Annotated in this window: 14 protein-coding genes and 2 pseudogenes; 9 read left to right on the plus strand and 7 right to left on the minus strand. The window is 73.7% G+C overall.

Translation table 11 applies throughout. The annotated features are described in order from the left end of the window. Window positions 1–199: 199 nt before the first annotated feature. Window positions 200–661 carry a hypothetical protein gene (locus tag FH969_RS10195; RefSeq protein ID WP_180359756.1) on the minus strand — a complete coding sequence of 154 codons (462 nt, stop codon included), beginning with the start codon at window positions 659–661 and terminating at the stop codon, window positions 200–202. A 643-nt stretch (window positions 662–1,304) separates the two neighbouring features. Here FH969_RS10195 and FH969_RS10200 point away from each other — a divergent pair. The 5 genes from FH969_RS10200 (at window position 1,305) to FH969_RS10220 (ending at window position 6,766) form a co-directional block, all read left to right on the plus strand. Then, window positions 1,305–2,333, plus strand: coding sequence for a LacI family DNA-binding transcriptional regulator (locus FH969_RS10200; protein WP_139987171.1), 1,029 nt, complete (start codon window positions 1,305–1,307; stop codon window positions 2,331–2,333). Window positions 2,334–2,470: 137 nt separating this feature from the next. Continuing rightward, the gene (locus FH969_RS10205; protein WP_180359757.1) at window positions 2,471–3,787 is read left to right on the plus strand and encodes an ABC transporter substrate-binding protein; all 1,317 of its coding nucleotides are present in this window, start codon (window positions 2,471–2,473) and stop codon (window positions 3,785–3,787) included. 146 nt (window positions 3,788–3,933) lie between these two features. Further along, window positions 3,934–4,875 carry a carbohydrate ABC transporter permease gene (locus FH969_RS10210; protein ID WP_234417808.1) on the plus strand — a complete coding sequence of 314 codons (942 nt, stop codon included), beginning with the start codon at window positions 3,934–3,936 and terminating at the stop codon, window positions 4,873–4,875. Continuing rightward, complete coding sequence (locus FH969_RS10215; RefSeq protein WP_108718112.1) at window positions 4,875–5,816, plus strand: carbohydrate ABC transporter permease; 942 nt, start codon at window positions 4,875–4,877, stop codon at window positions 5,814–5,816. The genes FH969_RS10210 and FH969_RS10215 overlap by 1 nt, the downstream gene beginning before the upstream one ends. Next, entirely contained in the window at window positions 5,816–6,766 is a 951-nt protein-coding gene (locus tag FH969_RS10220; protein ID WP_139987172.1) for a glycoside hydrolase family protein, read from the plus strand. The genes FH969_RS10215 and FH969_RS10220 overlap by 1 nt, the downstream gene beginning before the upstream one ends. 82 nt (window positions 6,767–6,848) lie before the next feature. Here the strand turns inward: FH969_RS10220 and FH969_RS10225 are convergent. The 3 genes and pseudogenes from FH969_RS10225 to FH969_RS10235 form a co-directional block, all read right to left on the minus strand. Next, a pseudogene (locus FH969_RS10225) lies at window positions 6,849–7,095 on the minus strand (NAD(+)--rifampin ADP-ribosyltransferase). 33 nt (window positions 7,096–7,128) lie between these two features. Next, on the minus strand, window positions 7,129–8,142 hold the full coding sequence (locus FH969_RS10230; protein ID WP_139987173.1) for a hypothetical protein: 1,014 nt from the start codon (window positions 8,140–8,142) through the stop codon (window positions 7,129–7,131). Between the two features lie 214 nt (window positions 8,143–8,356). Beyond that, window positions 8,357–8,950, minus strand: a complete 594-nt coding sequence (locus tag FH969_RS10235; RefSeq protein ID WP_139987174.1) for a GNAT family N-acetyltransferase — start codon at window positions 8,948–8,950, stop codon at window positions 8,357–8,359. Window positions 8,951–9,199: 249 nt separating this feature from the next. Between FH969_RS10235 and FH969_RS10240 the strand changes: the two genes are divergently transcribed. Both FH969_RS10240 and FH969_RS16050 read left to right on the plus strand, forming a co-directional pair. Then, entirely contained in the window at window positions 9,200–9,862 is a 663-nt protein-coding gene (locus FH969_RS10240) for a 5-formyltetrahydrofolate cyclo-ligase (RefSeq protein WP_246071857.1), read from the plus strand. 81 nt (window positions 9,863–9,943) lie between these two features. After that, window positions 9,944–10,084 (plus strand): annotated as a pseudogene (locus FH969_RS16050) (FmdB family zinc ribbon protein); the annotation flags it as partial. Window positions 10,085–10,098: 14 nt separating this feature from the next. On the opposite strand, the gene FH969_RS16055 reads toward FH969_RS16050, so the two are convergent. After that, window positions 10,099–10,500 carry a hypothetical protein gene (locus tag FH969_RS16055; RefSeq protein WP_342777018.1) on the minus strand — a complete coding sequence of 134 codons (402 nt, stop codon included), beginning with the start codon at window positions 10,498–10,500 and terminating at the stop codon, window positions 10,099–10,101. A gap of 18 nt (window positions 10,501–10,518) precedes the next feature. Here FH969_RS16055 and FH969_RS10250 point away from each other — a divergent pair, with 18 nt between their 5' ends. After that, a complete protein-coding gene (locus FH969_RS10250) occupies window positions 10,519–11,199 on the plus strand; it encodes an SAF domain-containing protein (protein WP_139987176.1) in 681 nt (226 codons plus the stop codon). Between the two features lie 24 nt (window positions 11,200–11,223). Then, window positions 11,224–11,766, plus strand: coding sequence for a large conductance mechanosensitive channel protein MscL (gene mscL, locus FH969_RS10255; protein WP_139987177.1), 543 nt, complete (start codon window positions 11,224–11,226; stop codon window positions 11,764–11,766). Between the two features lie 71 nt (window positions 11,767–11,837). Here mscL and FH969_RS10260 read toward each other — a convergent pair whose 3' ends face one another. Together FH969_RS10260 and FH969_RS10270 are read right to left on the minus strand one after the other, a co-directional pair. Further along, complete coding sequence (locus tag FH969_RS10260; protein WP_180359758.1) at window positions 11,838–16,736, minus strand: hypothetical protein; 4,899 nt, start codon at window positions 16,734–16,736, stop codon at window positions 11,838–11,840. 167 nt (window positions 16,737–16,903) lie between these two features. Further along, window positions 16,904–17,917 (minus strand): aldo/keto reductase, encoded by a 1,014-nt coding sequence (locus tag FH969_RS10270; RefSeq protein WP_108718122.1) that lies wholly within the window; start codon window positions 17,915–17,917, stop codon window positions 16,904–16,906. Window positions 17,918–17,959: the final 42 nt, after the last annotated feature.

A 17,959-nucleotide genomic window follows, 5' to 3' on the forward strand; every position in this document is an offset into this window, starting at 1 on the left:
CGCGCGAGATCCGCCGCTCGCTCAAGCGCTACCTCGCCCGTCAGATCTACAGGCAACTCAACGCCACGATCACACCTGCGGCGGCTGCTTGACATACATAGGAGATTCAACGGCCGACTCGAACACCTGCGCGGCAGCGCACTCGGATTCAGGAACCTGACCAACTACATCGCCCGCAGCCTGCTCGAGACCGGCGGCTTCAGGCCACAACTCCTACACCGTGAACTGTGAAGAGCCACGAATGCCCGTCTCTGAAGCGCAGGATCCCCTCGACATCGAAGGGCCACCCCGTGGTCGCGATCGGGCCACTCGACCACACGTCAAACGACTCCATATCTGACAATCTGCGCACCGTGACGCGACCGCGTCCTTCGTTCGCTGACAGCTGGACATCCCCGATCGTGAACTCGACAACGAGGGCGTCCGTGAACGCGAGCCCGTGCAGGTTCATCGTTTGAGGGCCGTTCGTCGCCACCTCACCATTTGTGGTCACGAGTGTGAAGGGTGACTCGCCAGCTCCGAGCACAATCGAGCTCAATAGCTGCGAGAACCAGGCAGGATGACGGCCGTACGCGAGATCGCTGAAGTCGGGGATGTTGGCGATCGACTCCCGGATGCGGAAGTAGTTGGCAACGATGGTGCTGTCTTGCGCGAGGGACACTGTCCGCCCTTTCGTCGGGCCGCCCTTCGGCAACCATGCACCGTTACGCTCTCACGAGACACCGACATCACCGCGACGTTCACTGCTACGATCACGCATAGTCGTTCCTCGGCGCCGCAAGCGAGGAGCGAGCAGACCCCTCGGGGCTGCTGATCCTGGCCTGCATCACGGTGTCCCTCCTCACGACCGTCTTCCCCACAGATGTCTGGAAGAACCGAGTCAAGAAGGGAGGTCGACTCATGAACGCTATGTTCACGATGCTCGCCCGCTCGGCCGACATGGTTACGATCGCACTCGCAGCTACCGGGATCAGTGGCGCCCGCACAACGCGCTGCCGAAACGGGGAGAGGCTGAAAGTAGCGCCCCATCTCGGACGCGAATCAGGGCACACCTGACCGAAGCGGGCGGTCGGCGACTCGAAGACTAAGTGACCGCACCGGCGACCCGGGCACTCCGCGGGCGCTCCCCGCGATGTCAACGTCCTCCGCGGGGGCGCGATCGCTCGGGCGTGGTCTCCCATGCCCGCGCCTCGCACCGGACCGCCGAGACACGCAGCGAAGCATGACAGTTGACAGGTGCCGAAACCATTGGGCACACTCCTCTCCAGCAGCCGAAACGTTTGGGCACTCGATGAGGAGGAACCGTGGGACGCACCACCTTGCGCGACGTCGCGGAACTCTCCGGGTTCTCGGTCACCACGGTCTCCTACGTCCTCAACGACATCCCCGGCAAACGGATCCCGGACTCCACCAAGGAGAGGGTGCAGGCCGCTGCCGCCCAGCTCGCCTACACGCCCAACCGCCTCGCGCAGGGCCTGCGGCGCCGGCGCAGCGACACGATCGGCTTCGTGGGCGACCACGTGGCCACCTCGCCGCACGCCGGCCAGAGCATCCAGGGCGCGCAGGACGCCGCCGCCGCGCGCGGCTCGATCCTCGTCCTCATGAACACCGGTGCCGACGAGGACCTCGAGAACCGCGAGATCCGCGAGCTGCGCGACCGCCAGGTCGACGGCATCGTCTACGCCGCCGAGTACCACCGGGTCCTCACCCCGCCGGCGGCCCTTGAGGGCATCCCCACCGTGCTCCTGGACGCCCGCTCCACCGAGTCCGGCTGGTCCTCGGTGGTGCCGGACGAGGCCGGCGGCGCGGCCGCCGCGGTCACCGAGCTGCTCGAGCACGGCCACCGGCGCATCGCCTTCGTCAACAACGAGGACGACATCCCGGCGTCGTCGCTGCGGCTCGATGGCGTGCGTCAGGCCCTCGCCGCCGCCGACCTCGCGCTCGCGCCCGACATGCTGACCCAGCACCCCTCGGAGGCGCGCGGCGGGTTCCTCGGCGCACTCACGGTGCTCGACCGCCCCGCGCACGAGCGCCCGACCGGCCTCTTCTGCTTCAACGACCGGATGGCACTCGGCGCCTACCAGGCGGCCCAGGAGCTCGGGCTGCGTGTGCCGCAGGACGTGTCGATCGTCGGCTTCGACAACCAGGAGCTCATCGCCGCGAGCCTGCGCCCTGGCCTGACGACCGTCGCCCTGCCCCACTACGACATGGGCAGGTGGGCCGTCGACACCCTCATGGACTCGATCGACTCGACCCGAAAGGAGCGTCCCCGCTACGAGACGTTGCCGTGCCCTCTGGTGCGCCGTGGCTCCGTCGCCGCGCCGCCGGGATAGGCCCGAGGCGGTCCCACAGGCCACGTCGCCCCGGTCGGTAACCGGGGCGACGAGCGAGTACCCCACCCCCACCCGCTGCAACGGGTGACACCACCCCCGGGCTGCAACCCGGGAACGACACAGAGTTGGAGAACATCGTGGTTTCCACGCAGCTCAAGCGCTTGACCGCCGTCAGTGTAGCGACGGGCCTCGCCCTCTCCCTGGCCGCGTGCGGCAAGGGCAGCAGCACCGACAGCGGAGGCGAGGACGCCAGCGGCGCCACCGTCCTGAAGATGTGGACGCACAACGCGGGCAACGACGCCGAGCTCGCCGCCATCCAGGGCGTCGTCGACGACTACAACGCGAGCCAGAGCACGTACAAGGTCGAGGTGCAGGCGTTCCCGCAGGACTCCTACAACACCTCCGTCACCTCCGCCGCGTCCTCGGGCAGCCTCCCCTGCATCCTCGACATCGACGGTCCGAACGTCCCGAACTGGGCATGGGCCGGCTACCTCGCCCCGCTCAACGGCCTCGAGGACCGCGCCGCCGACTTCCTCCCGTCCGTCCAGGGCGTCTGGAACGACGAGCTCTACTCGCTCGGCTACTACGACGTGGCACTCGCGTTCCTCGCCCGCACCTCCGCGCTCGAGGCCGCCGGCGTGCGCATCCCCACGGCCGACGACCCGTGGACCAAGGACGAGTTCGCGGCCGCGCTCGAGGCCATCAAGGCGAGCGGTCAGTTCGACAACGTCCTCGACATGCAGACCGGCAACACCGGCGAGTGGTGGCCCTACGCCTACTCCCCGCAGCTGCAGAGCTTCGGCGGTGACCTCATCGACCGCGAGAACTACGAGAGCGCCGACGGCGTGCTCAACGGCCCCGAGGCCGTCGAGTGGGCCACGTGGTTCCGCTCGCTCGTCACCGACGAGTACATGCCGCTGAAGTCCGGCCAGGACCCGGCGCAGGACTTCTTCAACGGCAAGACCGCGCTGCTGTGGACGGGCTCCTGGTCCGCGGCCCCGGCGGCCGAGTCCGACATCGCCGACGACGTCACGTTCCTTCCGCCCGTCGACTTCGGCGCCGGCGCGAAGATCGGCGGCGGTTCCTGGCAGTGGGGCGTGAGCGCCACCTGCTCCGACATGGACGGCGCGCTGGACTACATGACGTTCGCCATGCAGGACGAGTACGTCGCCTCCATCGCCGAGGCCACCGGCACCATCCCGGCCACCGACGGCGCCGCCGCGATGGTCGACGGCTACGGCGAGGGCGGCAAGTACGACATCTTCCGCGTCTTCTCGAAGAACTTCGCCGAGCTGCGCCCGGTCACCCCGGGCTACCCGTTCATCGCGACCACGTTCACCAAGGCCGCGCAGGACATCCTCAACGGCGCCGACCCGCAGGCCACGCTCGACCAGGCCGTCAAGGACATCGACGCCAACCAGAAGAGCAACGACAACTTCGCCCCGACCTCCTGAGGCACGGGCGGGGCTCGCCTCGAGCGAGCCCCGCCCCTCCCCGCGCGGACTCAGCCGCGCACGACGGCGCCACTCGCCCCAGCACGCCGCGTCGCCACCGCACCGCAGCGGCCCGGCCGACGCCCTCAGATCCGACAGGAGCCCTCATGACCCAGATGGTGGAGATCGAACCGCCGGTCCCGTCCGCCGCCGTCACCCGACGTCCGCGGTCGGTGACGGGCAGCTCGCGGGGTCAGTCCCGCACCGCGGCGTGGATGATCCTGCCCGCCGGCGTCCTCATCCTCGTGTTCGTCCTCGTACCGATCGCGCTGACGTTCGGCCTCGCGTTCACCGACGCCAAGCTCATCTCGCCGACCGGACCCCGATTCATCGGCGTGGAGAACTTCTCCCGCCTGTTCGACGACCCGGTGTTCTGGAAGTCGCTGCGCAACACGGTGATCTTCGCTGCGGTGATCGTCCCGGTGCAGGCCGGCCTCGCGCTCGGCCTGGCGCTGCTCGTCAACGTGAAGATGCACGGCGTCACGTTCTTCCGGACCATGTACTTCCTGCCGGTCGTCACCTCGATGGTCGTCATCTCGCTGCTGTGGCAGTTCATGTACCAGCAGGACGGCCTCATCAACGCGGTGCTCGCGCGGATCGGCATCACGGGCCCGGACTGGCTCGGGAACAAGGACACCGCCCTGCTCGCGATCATCGTGATGTCCATCTGGCAGGCGGTCGGCTTCCACATGGTGATCTGGCTGTCGGGCCTGCAGACCATCCCCGGTGAGCTCTACGAGGCCGCGGACCTGGACGGCGTGAGCAACCGCCAGAAGTTCCTCTACGTCACGTGGCCGGGACTGCGCCAGACCGCGACGTTCATCCTCGTCACCATCACGATCGCGGCGTTCGCCCTGTTCACCCAGGTCCAGGTGATGACGCAGGGCGGTCCCCTCGACTCCACCAGCACCGTGGTGTTCCAGGCGTTCCGCGCCGGCTACACCCAGCAGCAGACCGGCTACGCGGCGGCGATCGCGCTCGTGTTCTTCGCCCTGGTCCTCGCCGTCAACCTGATCCAGCGCTACCTCACCCGAGAGAAGGACGCCTGATGAGCGCCTCCGCCACCACCTCGACGGGCGACGTGGCCGCACCGGCCCCGCACGCCGTCGTGCCTGCCCGAGCCAACCGCTCCCACCGCGGGCCGAGCACCGGACGCCTCGTCTGGCGCTGGGTCGTGCGCATCGCGCTCACGCTCGTGTTCGCACTGCCGCTGCTGTTCATGTTCGTGTCCTCGCTCAAGCCCGACACGCAGATCTTCGGCGACCTGACGAGCGTCCGGGCGTTCCTCCCAGTCGGCGACATCTCGCTGGACAACTACACCGGGGTGTTCGGTCGCGTGCCGTTCTGGCGCTTCCTCGCGAACTCCGTGGTCATCGCCGTCGCGACCGTGGTGCTCGGCCTGATCGTCAACAGCATGTGCGCGTTCGCGCTTGCGCGGCTGCGCTTCCGCGGCCGCAGCCTGGCGCTCGGCGTCATCATCGCGACGCTCATCGTGCCCTTCGAGACGCTCGCGCTGCCGCTGCTGTGGTGGGTCAACCTGCTGCCGTACTACGACGGCTCGACCGGCTGGCTCGACACCTACGAGGTCCAGATCATCCCGTTCGTCGCCAACGCGTTCTCGATCTACCTCTTCTACCAGTACTTCGCGTCGATCCCGAAGGAGCTGGACGAGGCCGCGACGGTCGACGGCGCGGGTCGCTTCACGATCTACCGCAAGATCGTCATGCCGCTCGCCGGGCCCGCGATCGCCACCGTCGCGATCCTGACGTTCCTGCCCGCGTGGAACCAGTACCTCTGGCCGCTCATGGTGGTGCAGTCCGAGGAGCTGCGGCCGGTCATGGTCGGCATCGACTACTTCAAGCAGCTCAACACCTCGTGGGGCCAGATCATGTCCTACGCCTCGCTCATCACGATCCCGGTGCTCGTGCTGTTCGTGTGCTTCCAGCGCTCGTTCATCAACTCGATCGCGTCCTCGGGGGTCAAGGGCTGATGCTCGAGCTCCCCGACTCGTGGGTGTGGGACTTCTGGCACGCCCAGGACGACGACGGCACCCATCACCTGTTCTTCCTCTACGCCTCCCGCGCGCTCGGTGACCCGAACCTGCGCCACCGTCGCGCCGCCGTCGGGCACGCGGTGTCGACGGACCTGCGCACGTGGCGGCGGGTGGCGGACGCGCTCGTGCACGGCAGCCCGCCCGCCTTCGACCAGACGGCCACCTGGACCGGGTCCGTGGTCCGCGGCGACGACGCACGCTGGCACCTCTTCTACACCGGCACCACGCTGACGGACGAGGGCCAGCTCGTGCAGCAGGTCGGTCACGCGACCTCGGCCGACCTGCACGGCTGGACCAAGCGCGAGGACCCCGTCGCGCGCGCCGACGCGCGCTGGTACGAGAAGGTCGGTGGCCCCGCCGGCTGGATCGACGAGCACTGGCGCGACCCCTGGGTGATGCGCGACCCCGACGGCGAGGGGTGGCACATGCTGGTGACCGCGCGGTCGCGCGAGGGTGACGTCGCGGAGCGTGGCGTGGTCGGCCACGCGACGTCACCCGACCTGTTCACGTGGACGGTGCAGCCGCCGCTGACCGAGCCGCGGCACGGGTTCGGTCAGCTGGAGGTGTTCCAGGCCGCCGCGGTCGAGGGCCGCGATGTGCTGGTCTTCAACTGCCTCGCGGGCGAGCTCTCGCCCGAGCGCCGCGAGCGGTTCGGTCACGGCGGGATCTGGGCGGCGCCCGCGGCGTCAGCGGTCGGACCCTACGACCTCGACGCTGCGTACCTGCTCACGGACGAGTCGCTCTACGTCGGCAAGATCGTGGACTCGGCCGAGGGCGCCGTGCTGTTCGCGTTCGTCAACGAGGGACCCGACGGCGCGTTCGGCGGGTGCATCACCGACCCGATGCCGCTGCGCTGGGAGGGCGAGCGGCTCGTCGTGCAGCGCTGAGGGCCGCGGGCGTACCCGGTCCGGGCCACGGGGCGCGGCACGTCCGCCGTGGACAGCTGTCGGCACCGGATCCGCTGGCCGCTCAGTTGATGATCTGCGCGGCCTCGTCCGCGCGAAGCGCCGCGAGGCGCTCCCGCCAGGTCTGGAGCGCCTCGGGCGCCAGCCTCGGCCAGTCCTCGACCTCCCGCACCACCCGCAACGGGTCCGCGCTGCGGTAGTACCTGCTCGGGCCGGTAGTTCGACCGGTACCCCGCCGTCAGCAGGTCACCCGGGCGCAGCTCGGCCTTCGTGCCGTGGAAGAACGGACCGTGGTCGAGGACGTCGCTCACGCACCGATGGTACGGACGCCCCCGGGGGTCGCGTCAGGCGCTCGCGCGGCGTCGCGCCAGCACCGCGGTGAGGTCGATGCCCGGCACCTCGGCGTCGGGTGCCCCGGCGGCCTGAGCCTCGACACCGGCCCCCTCGGGGGCGACCTGCGCGGCGGCGAGGTCACCGGCGGACTCGAGCTCGCCGTCGGGCGCGACGTCCTCGCGACGGCGAGCCTCGGCCTTGAGCGTGTAGGTCGGCACGGGCACGGGGACGGGCGTCCAGGTACCGGCGGCGGCGTCGGTGCTGGCCGCCACCTCGGCGGGCTCGTCCGTCTGCCAGCGCAGGCGTCCGGACGTGGCGTCGGCCGCGGCCTCGGCCGGCTCGGACGCGGTCGACGGCGCAGCCGTCGTCGCGGCACCCGCCGCGGCGAGGTGCGAGCGAAGCTCGGCGGGCGAGTACGTGGGCCCGGCGACCACGGCGGCACGCGGCTCGACCAGGCTCGCGGGAACGTCCGCCCACTCGGCGCGCTCCGCCTTCGCCGCGCGCACGCCGAGCACGAGCACGGCGACGAGCACGAGCGAGGAGAACACGGCCAGCAGCACGGAGAAGTCGGCGAGCACGACGGCGAGCCACGCGACGGCGGTCACGGTCACGAGGGCGAGGGTGACGACGAGGCGACGGCGAGCGGCGGCCGCCTGCTCGGCACGCCGTGCGGCGATCGCGGCGCGGACGGCCGCAACCCGGCGTGCCTCCTGGGCGCTGCGGCGCTCGGCCATCCCGGTGGGGCGGTTCACGGTGGGCTCCTCGGCTCGGGCGGGTGAGGGGGCTCGGGCGGTCGCGGGGGCCGCCTGGGCTGGTACGGGGCGTGAGGCCAGCAGGAGCGACGTCGTCGAGAGCGGTACGCCGTCCGTGGGTCGACCCCGCCGCTCCACCACCCGCAGGGAGGCGGAGAACCGGTCGTGGACGCGGGCGTCCCCGATGGTCTGCCGCCGCCGCACGAGCGACGGGACGAAGTAGCCCAGGATCAGCATGACCGCCGCCGCGATGACGAACCCGGCGGTGCTCACGCAGCCCACGGTAGGGCCGCCGCTCGAGGCGTCGGCGCACGTGGGCGGGCGTGTCGCCCAATCGGGTCGAACACCGCGGGCCCGACGGCGAGGATCGCCGTGCGGCGCAGGCGTCGCCCGCGGCGTGACGCGGGCGGGGTGACGCGGGCGATGCGGCGTGGGCGGTGCCGCGCGGACGGGCGACGCAGTCGGGCGTCTCAGGCGTGGGTCGAGCTCAGCCGAGGTCGTGCGGGAGTGCGCGCGCCCGCTCCAGGAGGCCGCGCGGCACCTCCTCGGTCGTGAGGGCGAAGGTCCGGTGGTCCGCCCACGCCCCCTGGATGTTCAGGTAGGCCTTGCGCACGCCCTCGTCCCGCAGGCCCAGCTTCTCCACGACGCGCAGGCTCGGGCCGTTCTCCGGCCGGATGTTGATCTCGATGCGGTGCAGGCCGATCGAGGAGAAGCAGTCGTCGACGGCCATCGCCACCGCGAGCGGCATGAGGCCGCGCCCGGCGACGTCGCGCGAGATCCAGTAGCCGATCGCGGCCGAGCTCAGCGACCCGTGCGTGATCGCGGTGACCGTCACCTGCCCCACGATGCGCCCGTACAGCTCGATCACCCAGGGCCGCGAGGCGCCGGACCGCGCCTGCCGGTTCAGCTCGCGCACGTATCCGCCGAACGTCAGCACCGAGCGCGCTCCCCCGGGCACGGTCGCCTCCCACGGCGCCAGCCAGACGGCGTTCCGCGCGCGCACCGCCGACCACTCGGCGCCGTCCCGGCGCCGCAGCGGGCGCAGCGCGAGCGGCCCCTCGGCGAGACGCGTCGGCCACATGGGGTGCACAGTAGCGGCGCGCGACGCGCGCGTGGCGGTACATCGGCAAGGCGGCCGACGGGCCGCGAACGCGCACACCGCGGAGGTGGCGCACGGGTCTCGCCGGGCGGCTCCCGCCACGCCGCCGTCGCGTCGCCCTGCGGCGCTCCGGACAGCCCGCGACGAGCACGAGACACCGCCCCCGGGACGGGAGCCGCGACGCGCTTCCTGTGCGACAGTAAAGGGGTGAAAGGCAAGGACGCCCTACCCATGTCCCACGAGGACGACCCCCACCCGATGCCCGAGATCGCGGGCGACCACGCCGACGAGGCGCTGGAGCACGCGAAGGACGCGCTGCGCACCACGCTCGTGCGCCGTCGCCGCCAGCAGGACGCCCGCCGCCTCGCCACGAGCGCGTGCGGCATCGCGCGCCAGACCACGGACCTCGTCGCCTCGCTCGGGCTTCAGGCCGGTGACGCCGTCGCCGCGTACGTCTCCCGCAAGGACGAGCCCGGCACCCATCCGACGCTCGACGTGCTCCACGACGCGGGCCTGGAGATCCTGCTCCCGGTGCTGGGGGCCGCCCTCGACCGCCGGTGGGGCCACTACACCGGCATGGCCGACCTCGCGCAGCGCGCCCCGAACCGCCCGCTCGAGCCGGTCGAGTCCGACGGCGGGCCGGAGCTCCTCGCGCAGGCGCGCCTCATCCTCGTCCCGGCCCTCGCCGTCGACGACGAGGGCTACCGCCTCGGGCTCGGCGGAGGCTGGTACGACCGCACGCTGCTGCACGCCGCGCCCGACGCCGCGGTGTTCGCGGTCGTGTACGACGAGGAGGCGCACCACGCACCGCTCCCCCGCGCCGCGCACGACGTGCCCGTGGGGGGCGTGCTCACTCCCACGAGCTGGTGGACGCAGGGCCGCCGCGCAGCCTGACGGCAGGGGTAGTCTTGGCACTCGGACCACGTGAGTGCCAGCCCGCGACGCGGGCCCGAGGCCAGGAGCACCAGGAGCGTCATGCCCACCTACGCCTATCGCTGCACGGCGTGCGGACACGCCTTCGACGTCCGCCAGTCCTTCACCGACGCGCCGCTCACCGAGTGCCCCGAGTGCGGCGGAGCGCTGCGCAAGGTGCTGCAGCCGGTGGGGGTCGTGTTCAAGGGGTCGGGGTTCTACCGCACCGACTCGCGGGAGAGCGGGAAGAAGGGCGGGTCCTCCTCGGCCACGTCGGGCGGGTCCTCGGACTCCGGCTCCACGTCCGCGAGCTCGACGGCCTCGTCCGGCGAGAAGAGCGGATCCGGCTCGACATCCGGCGGGTCGACCTCGTCCAGCTCGTCCGCGTCCGGGTCCTCCGGGTCGACCTCGACCGGCACGTCGACGACGGCGAGCAAACCCTCGGCGTGAGGCTCACCCCCGCGCAGCTCACCTGACGCGCCGACGACGGCGAGCAAGCCCTCCGCGTGAGGCTCACCACCCCGCGGCCCGCCCGAGCGGCCACGCGGGTTGTCCCCCTGCGGGCCGGGCGCCGTCCACGCGAGCACCGTCCACAGCCCGCGCGCGTGTCGGCGGGGCATCCACCTAGCGTCGTCGCCATGACGAGCTGGGCACCGGCGGACGCGGGACGAGGAGCCCGTGCGCGCCGTCGCGCGTGGCGTTCGCGGCTGTGGCGGTACCGGCCGCTCCTCGTCGGGGCGCTCGTCGCAACCGCGATCCTCACGCTGCTCCCGGCCGTGCTCCCCACCCCGCCGGAGACGAGCGCCGTGGTCGTCGCGGCCGCCGACCTGCCCGCCGGCACCCGGATCACCCCGGCCGACGTCGAGATCGCCGACTTCCCCCCGGCGCTCGTGCCGGCCGGGGCCCGCGCCTCCCCCGCCGACCTCGTGGGATCGATGCTCACGCACCCCGCGGCGCGCGGCACGCCGGTCCTGGCGAGCCAGCTCGCCGTCGACGGCTGGACCGACCTGTCCGACGGCGAGCTCGCCGTCCCGGTGCACCTCGCCGACCCCGCCGCGGCGGACCTCCTGCCCGACGGCGCGACCGTCCACCTCGTCAGCGCGACCGGTGAGGGCGCCAGCGTCCTCACCTCGCGGGCCCGCGTCCTGGCGCGGATCGGCGCGGCCTCGACGGGCGGTCTGCTCGGCGGCTCGGGGTCGCCGTCGGACCTCCTGCTGGTTGCCGTTCCGAGCGAGGCCGCTACCCTCGTGCTCGACGCCAGCGCGGGCGGCACCCTGACCGTCGCCCTCGGCGCCTCGGGGAGCCGCCCGGGTCCGTGAACGACCAGCACGAGGGGAATCCTCATGTCCAACGCCTTCGCCAACGCCAGCAACGCCTACAACAGCGCCGCGAGCGCCGTCGCCAAGCGCACCGGCTTCCTCAACGGCTTCAAGGAGTTCATCAGCCGCGGGAACGCCGTCGAGCTCGCCGTCGGCATCGTCATCGGCGCCGCGTTCACCTCCGTGGTGACCGCGATCGTCGAGGGCCTGATCAACCCGCTCATCGGCGGGCTGTTCGGCCAGCCCAACCTCGACAACATCTGGACTATCTCGCTCGGCGACGCCCTGATCAAGCCGGGGATGGTCCTCACGGCGCTGATCAACTTCCTGCTCGTGGCCGCCGCGATCTACTTCATCGTCGTGCTGCCGCTCAACGCGCTGGCCGCGAAGCGCAAGGCCGGCGCGGAGCCGGAGCCGGAGGCACCCGCCGAGGACGTCATCCTGCTCCAGGAGATCCGCGACCTGCTCAAGGCTCAGGCCGGCGGCGCGGGGCGCACGGCCGTCCCGCCGGCGCCGGTTCCGCCCGCGCCCGGCGGGCCGATCCTGCCCGGAGCGCCGACCGCCTGAGCGTCGGCGCGCACCGACGCTGGAGCCGGACTCGCCCGCGGGCGAGTCCGGCTCCGTCGTATCGGGCGGGCTCAGCCCCAGTGGGGCGGGCGCTCACGGCGGAGGCGATCCTCGTCGTCGCCGCCGCGGTCGCCCCAGGCACGGTCCTCGTCCTCCCACGCCTTGCTCGGGAGCACGGCAGGGGCCGGCGGGCGCGCCGCCGCCGAGGCACGCTGCGCGGTCGCCCCCGGCTCGGTCCCGCCGCGGGCGTCCGCGCTGTCGCCGCCGCGCGCGTCAGCCGCGGTTGAGTCCGCGCTGTCGCCGCCGCGCGCGTCAGCCGCGGTTGAGTCCGCGCTGGCTGCGTCGTCGTCGGCTGCGTCGTCGTCGCTGAACCGGACGATCATCTCCGCGGTCTCCGGCCCGGCGGAGTAGCGGGTCTCCCGCTCGGCCGCCGTGTCGCCGACGTCGTCGTGATCATCCGCAGCTGGCTCCTCGGGGCGCGGCCGCAGCGTCCGCTCGACCACCTCACCGATGATCTCGTCGGCCCGAGCGGCACCCCGGGGCACCGCGAGCTCGGCGCGCAGCTGGGCGGCCAGCTCGGCGTCGTCCCGCCCCAGGCCGTCGCTCATGATCCAGGCGGCGAGGGCGTCGAGCTCACGCACCGAGTAGGCGCCCATCGGGAGCCCGGCGAAGACGTCGGGGCGCTCGCCCTGCCGGGGCGGCGCCTCGGACGCCTCGTCCTCGGTCTCCGCGGGGTCGACCGCCTCGGCCGCGCCGTCGAGGCGGGTCACGTCGACCAGCGCCTCCCCCGCACCCGCGCCGTCCGCAGGGCCACCCGAGCCCGCACCCGCACGGTCCCCGACGTCCGACCCCGCCGACTCACCGCCGCCGGCGTCCGTTCCGCGGTCGCCACCGCCTCGCCGGCCCGCTTCGACCCCGCCCAGCCCCACGGGCTCGTCGGCGTCGTCCGCACCGTCCTCGTCCACCTGCAGCACGGGCGGCGCGCTGGCCGCGGTGCGGGTCGGCGCCGCCAGCGCGTCGCGCACGCGCGCCGTGACGGCGTCGAGCACACGCTGCGCGGCAGCCGCCGGGTCGAGGAACACGTCGAGCGAGGACAGCACCACCACGGCCCAGCCGCGCCGCTCGAGGCGCTCGACCCAGTACCGGTCGCGCGCTCGCAGGCTGCCGGTCATCACGTAGTCGTCGGTGTCGGTGAGCACCGCCACCTGGAACGTCCCCGGCAGCGAGGGGTGGCCCACGGCGAGCGGGATCCGCACGCCGCGCGGCGGGCCGTAGTCCGCCACGACGTCGAGCCCGAGCTTCCAGAGGCGGTCGGCGAGGTCGACGAGCAGCGGTGCGGGGTGTCCCTCGCGCTCGGCGGGCGGCACGCCGTACTCCCCGCCCGCGGCCGCGAACTGCAGCAGGTCCGAGAGCATCCGCGACCCGGCCGAGCGCAGCCGGGTGCTGTCGAGCTCCGACGGCGCGAGGCAGCTCGTCACCACGAGCCGGCGCCGGCACGCCTCGAGGGCGTCCACGAGCAGCGAGACCCCGCGCGCGGAGCTGACGGCGCCGAACTGGTGGATGACCCGGCCGTGCGGCGTCTTGCCGTACCCGACGGCGAGCACCACGGCGTCGCGCCGCATGCCCGCGGCCTGCTCGACGTCGACCACCTGGAACGGCTCCAGCCGCCCGGTGTCGAAGAAGCCGGCGACGGCGGGGCTCCCGGTCACCGCGGCCGCGACGGCCTCGCGGATCCGCATGGCGTGCCGCGGGTTCAGCGCGATCACGGCGAGCGACTCGGTGGGGCGGCTCAGGGCGTGGTCGATGACGACGTCGACGACGTGCTCCACCTCGGCGGGCACGCTGTCCACCACGCCGCCGTGGGCCGCGAGGGCACGCCCCTCGACGAGGTCGAGCCGGATGGCCGTCGGACCCGGCGGCGACGGCACCTCCACCACGGCGCCCTCGTACCCGTGGGCCGCGAGGAACGCGGTGAGGAACTCGTCCCGGTCGGTGCGCGAGCCGTCCAGCTCCACGCGCGGCAGCACCGCCGCGAGGTCGGCCACGAGCCCGGTGCCACCGCGCCGCACGTCGCCGACGAGGACCACCTGCCGCGCCCGGGCGATCGCGGAGACCGCCTGCTCGGTGGCGAGGTTCTGCACCGAGTCGAGCACCACGAGGTCCACGGGCGGGCCGTCGGGTTCGGCGCCCGGCCGCTCGAGCAGCTGTGGCACGAGCATCGCGGGCACGCTCCAGCACGGCACCACCTGGGCTCCGACGGGCGCGTACTCCGCGCGGAAGCGACGCAGGTCCAACGGCGCGATGCCGCGTCGCGCCGCGTCCGCGAGGCGGAACACCTCGCGTGCCGTGGCCTTGTGCGCGACGGCGACCGTGCGCAGCGCCTGCGCCGTCGCCAGCGCGACGGGCGGGACGAGGCTGTCGACCTGGCGACGGTCGAGCTCCCGCAGCCGCTCGACGTCCTGCGCGTAGCTCGACGCGCCGCGCAGCGCCGGCTCGCTGGCGATGACGTGCTCGAGCGCGCTCGTCCACCACGCGAGGTCGAGCTCCGCGGTCACGAGCTCGAGCGGCACGCGCCGGTCGGCGAGGTCGTCGAGCAGGTCGGCGAGCCCGAGGTCCACGAGGCGCGCGACGGCGTCGGTGCGCTCGGGCAGGGCACGCGCCACGCTCTCGTCCTCGGCGAGGCTGAGGAGGTGGTCGGACAGGTCGTCGAGGTGCAGGTGCTCCAGCGGCACCGAGCCGTCGCCGACGGTGTTGCGCAGCGGCGCGTCCAGCTCGGAGATCGCGGCGGTGACCTCCTCGGTCGCGCCGATGAGCTCCGACATCGAGTCGGGCAGGCGCGGCCACCCGCCCGCCGTGCAGTGCACCTGCCAGACCTCGCGCTGCTCCTGGACCGCGACGAGCTCGGCGTGCAGGTCCGTGACGTGCCGCCCGGGCCGCAGCAGGTCCTTCGCCTGCTTGCGCAGGCGCCGCCGCACGGCGGCCGGCATCTCGTCGTAGGCGTCGCGCTCGCTGCGCGGCGCGGTGGCGGCGACGAGGTCGGCGGCGGAGCGCTCGAAGATGGTCGGCTGGAAGACGTCGAGCGCGGCGCGCACGCCCTGCAGCATCCGCAGCTGCTCGACCCAGGTCTCCAGGTCGCGCGCGGGCTCGAGGCCGGTCTGCGTGGTGGCGACCGCGATCTTCTGCCGCAGCGCCGGCAGGGTGCGCGCGGCGAGGCGCTGCACCGAGGCCACGCAAGCGCGCGCCTGGTCGGCGTCGGCGAGCCGCACCCCGAACCACGGGCTGTCGCTGCGGCGGACCTGGAAGGCGCCGAGTGCCGCCGCACGCGCGAGCTCGCCGCGGGCGTCCTCGAGCGCACGACCGGTGAGCCGGCCGAGCGTGGCGTAGCTCAACCGCACCTGGCTGCGCGGCGCCGGGCGGCGGGCGGTGAGCTCCGCCAGCGCCTGCAGCGCGTCGTACGGGGACACCCCGAGCTGGTGGTGCCGGGTGTGCCAGGCGTCCACGCGGGCGGTGAGCGCCGCGCGCAGCCGGGTGAGCTCGGCCCGCTGCGCCCCGATCCCGACCTTGTCGACCGTGGGCAGGTCGGCGCCGAGGCGCGCGACGAGGAGCCCGCCGGCCGACGGGCCCTGGGCGGGGCCGTCGGCGGCGTCGAGCACCATGCCGTCCAGGCCGAGCTCGATCATCCGGGCGACGAGGCTCTCTCCGGCGCGGCGGGTCCCGGGCACGTGCAGCACGGTGCGCCCGGAGGCGGCCGCGTCCGCGACGATCGCGGCGACGGTCTCGGTGGTGGGCGTGCCGGGCGGGGCGTCCACGACGACCGACAGGCCGCTCGCCACGGTGTCGAGCACGCGCTGCTGCGCGAGGTCGAGGTCGCCGACCCCGCGTTCGGTGCCGGGATCGCGGTCGCGCGTCAGCGCGGGCGGCGGCTCGACGGCGAGCGCCCGGATCGCGTCACGGTCGCCCGCGAGCGCGGCCACCACGTCGTGGCCGGCGAGCCATCCGCCGGCGAGGTCGTCGGCCAGGAGCTGACCGGGGTGGGCGAAGGAGCCCACGACGATGAGCTCGGACACCTCGGGTTCCTCGAGCGCACCGACGGCCGCGTCGCGGATGCCGTCCAGGGCCTCGCGCAGGTCGGAGGAGCCCTCCAGGACCGGCGCGACGAGCACCGCCGGGTCGAGGCCCGCGTGCAGGAGGGCGTGCTCCACGACAGGGTTGAGCTGCGCGCGACCGCCGAGCGTGAGCGTGGGCTCGAGGTCGCCGTCGGCCATCTCCAGCGCGACGGGACGCAGGAACACGGGCGCCCGCACGTCGACCCGGGCGCCGTCCTCGCCGGGCTCGCTCCACGCGATGACGCCGAGCGCCGCCGTCGTGGCCGTGACGCCGTACTGGTGCCGGTGCTCGGCGGCCCGCGCGAGCACCACCCGCGCCCGACGGCGGGCGTGGGCGAGCGCCGACGGCTCACGCACGAGGTTGCCGAGCGCCGTCGGGCGCCCCGCGAGCAGCTGCGCCATGCCGCCGGGGTGCGCCGCGGACAGGTCGAGCGTCGCGTCGGCCACCGTGTCGATGTCGCGCAGTGCCGACTCGCCGCCGAGCGCGGACAGCGCGTCCTGCCACTGCCGCACCGCCCTGGCGACCGCCTCGGCGCGGGTGAGTGGCTCGGCGACCGGCTCGGCCGCACGAGCCGGCGCCGGCTCCGCGTCCGGGACCTGGGTCGGCGCCGGCGCGGCCGGGGTGGGCTGCGCGGGCGTGGGCTGCGCGGGCGTGGTCTGCGCGGTCGCGGCCTCGGTCCCCGCCCCGGCACCGGCGTCAGGCGCGGCCTCAGCCGCGGCCTCGGGCGAGGTCTCAGGAGAGGTTGCGGACGCCACAGCGCCGGTCTCGAGGTCGCCGACGGCGCCGGCCCGGTCGGGCCCGCTCGCCTCGTCCCGCGTCGCCGGAAGGATCTCCGTCTCGTGCTCGTCACGTCCCGACGTCACGCGCACCCTCCGCTCGTCACCATGGCAGGCTAACCGGCTCCGGGCCGCCACGGAGCCGTACACGCCAGGCGGCCCCGGCACGCGCGGCCCTGCGCGCCCTCGGCAGGCCGGTCTCGCCGCAGCTGCGGACGCGCCTCGACCGGACCGCGACCAGCCCCGGCCCGCGCTCAGGACGCAGGCACGACGGCGTCGCTCGCCGCGGTCAGCCGCGTCACCTCGTCCGCGGTGAGCTCGAGCGTGAACGACGCGAGGATCGGACCCAGCTGCGCGACCGAGCGCGCGCTCGCGATAGGCGCGCCGACGCCCGGCCGCGTCCGCAGCCAGGCCAGCGCGACGGCACCGACGTCGACCCCGTGCGCGGCGGCGACGTCGTCGAGCACGCTCAGCAGCGCCAGCGCACCAGGGCGCTCGAGGTAGCGGCCGGCGGCGCCCGCGCGCGGGGAGTCGACCCGCGCACCCGGGCGGTACTTGCCCGTGAGGAAGCCGGCCGCGAGCGCGTGGTAGGGCAGCTCGGTGAGGCCGAGGTCGAGCAGCGTGGGCAGGAGGTCGCCCTCGATCCCGCGCTCGACGAGGCTCCAGCGGTCCTGGGAGTACGCCGGTGCCGCCGTCCCGGCCGCGCGGGCGGCCTCGACCACCGCGCGGGCGCGGTCGGGACGGAAGTTCGACAGGCCCCACGCGCGCACGCGCCCGTCCGCGACCAGGGCACCGAAGGTGGCGGCGATGTCCTCGGGCGCGAGCTCGGCGTCGTCGGCGTGCGCGTAGTAGAGGTCCACGACGTCGGTGCGCAGACGTGCGAGCGACTCCTCCAGCGCGGCCGACACGTTGTCCCGGGCAAGGCCGGGGCGGCTCGCGAGCTTGGCGACCTTGGTGGCGACCACGACGTCCGACCGGGCGCCGTGCGCCGCGAGCCAGTCCCCGAGCACCGTCTCGGACTCCCCGCCCACGTGGCCGTCCACCCAGGCGGAGTAGGCGTCCGCGGTGTCGACCGCACGTCCGCCGCCCGCGACGAACGCGTCGAGCACCGCGTGAGAGGCGTCGGCCGTCCAGCCGAACACGTTGCCACCGAGGACGACCGGCCCGACGTCGAGCGGATCCGTGACTCGGGCGACAGACCCCGTGGCGGACGGGTCGTGGGCGGCGTGGCGGGCGGGTGCGTCGGCGGGCGTGGTGGAGGTGGTCATGCCTCCATCCTCACCCCGGTGACGCCCTCGTCCCGGGCGTCC

This window comes from Miniimonas arenae (assembly GCF_006351005.1).
Taxonomy (GTDB): Bacteria; Actinomycetota; Actinomycetes; order Actinomycetales; family Beutenbergiaceae; genus Miniimonas; species Miniimonas arenae.

What these genes read in the sequence shown, in the direction of transcription:
- FH969_RS10210 (WP_234417808.1), top strand. Translation starts at nt 3,934, where the DNA reads ATGACCCAGATGGTGGAGATCGAACCGCCGGTCCCGTCCGCCGCCGTC.
- FH969_RS10215 (WP_108718112.1), top strand. Translation starts at nt 4,875, where the DNA reads ATGAGCGCCTCCGCCACCACCTCGACGGGCGACGTGGCCGCACCGGCC.
- FH969_RS10220 (WP_139987172.1), top strand. Translation starts at nt 5,816, where the DNA reads ATGCTCGAGCTCCCCGACTCGTGGGTGTGGGACTTCTGGCACGCCCAG.
- FH969_RS10235 (WP_139987174.1), bottom strand. Translation starts at nt 8,950, where the DNA reads ATGTGGCCGACGCGTCTCGCCGAGGGGCCGCTCGCGCTGCGCCCGCTG.
- FH969_RS10240 (WP_246071857.1), top strand. Translation starts at nt 9,200, where the DNA reads ATGTCCCACGAGGACGACCCCCACCCGATGCCCGAGATCGCGGGCGAC.
- FH969_RS16055 (WP_342777018.1), bottom strand. Translation starts at nt 10,500, where the DNA reads ATGCCCCGCCGACACGCGCGCGGGCTGTGGACGGTGCTCGCGTGGACG.
- FH969_RS10250 (WP_139987176.1), top strand. Translation starts at nt 10,519, where the DNA reads ATGACGAGCTGGGCACCGGCGGACGCGGGACGAGGAGCCCGTGCGCGC.
- mscL (WP_139987177.1), top strand. Translation starts at nt 11,224, where the DNA reads ATGTCCAACGCCTTCGCCAACGCCAGCAACGCCTACAACAGCGCCGCG.
- FH969_RS10270 (WP_108718122.1), bottom strand. Translation starts at nt 17,917, where the DNA reads ATGACCACCTCCACCACGCCCGCCGACGCACCCGCCCGCCACGCCGCC.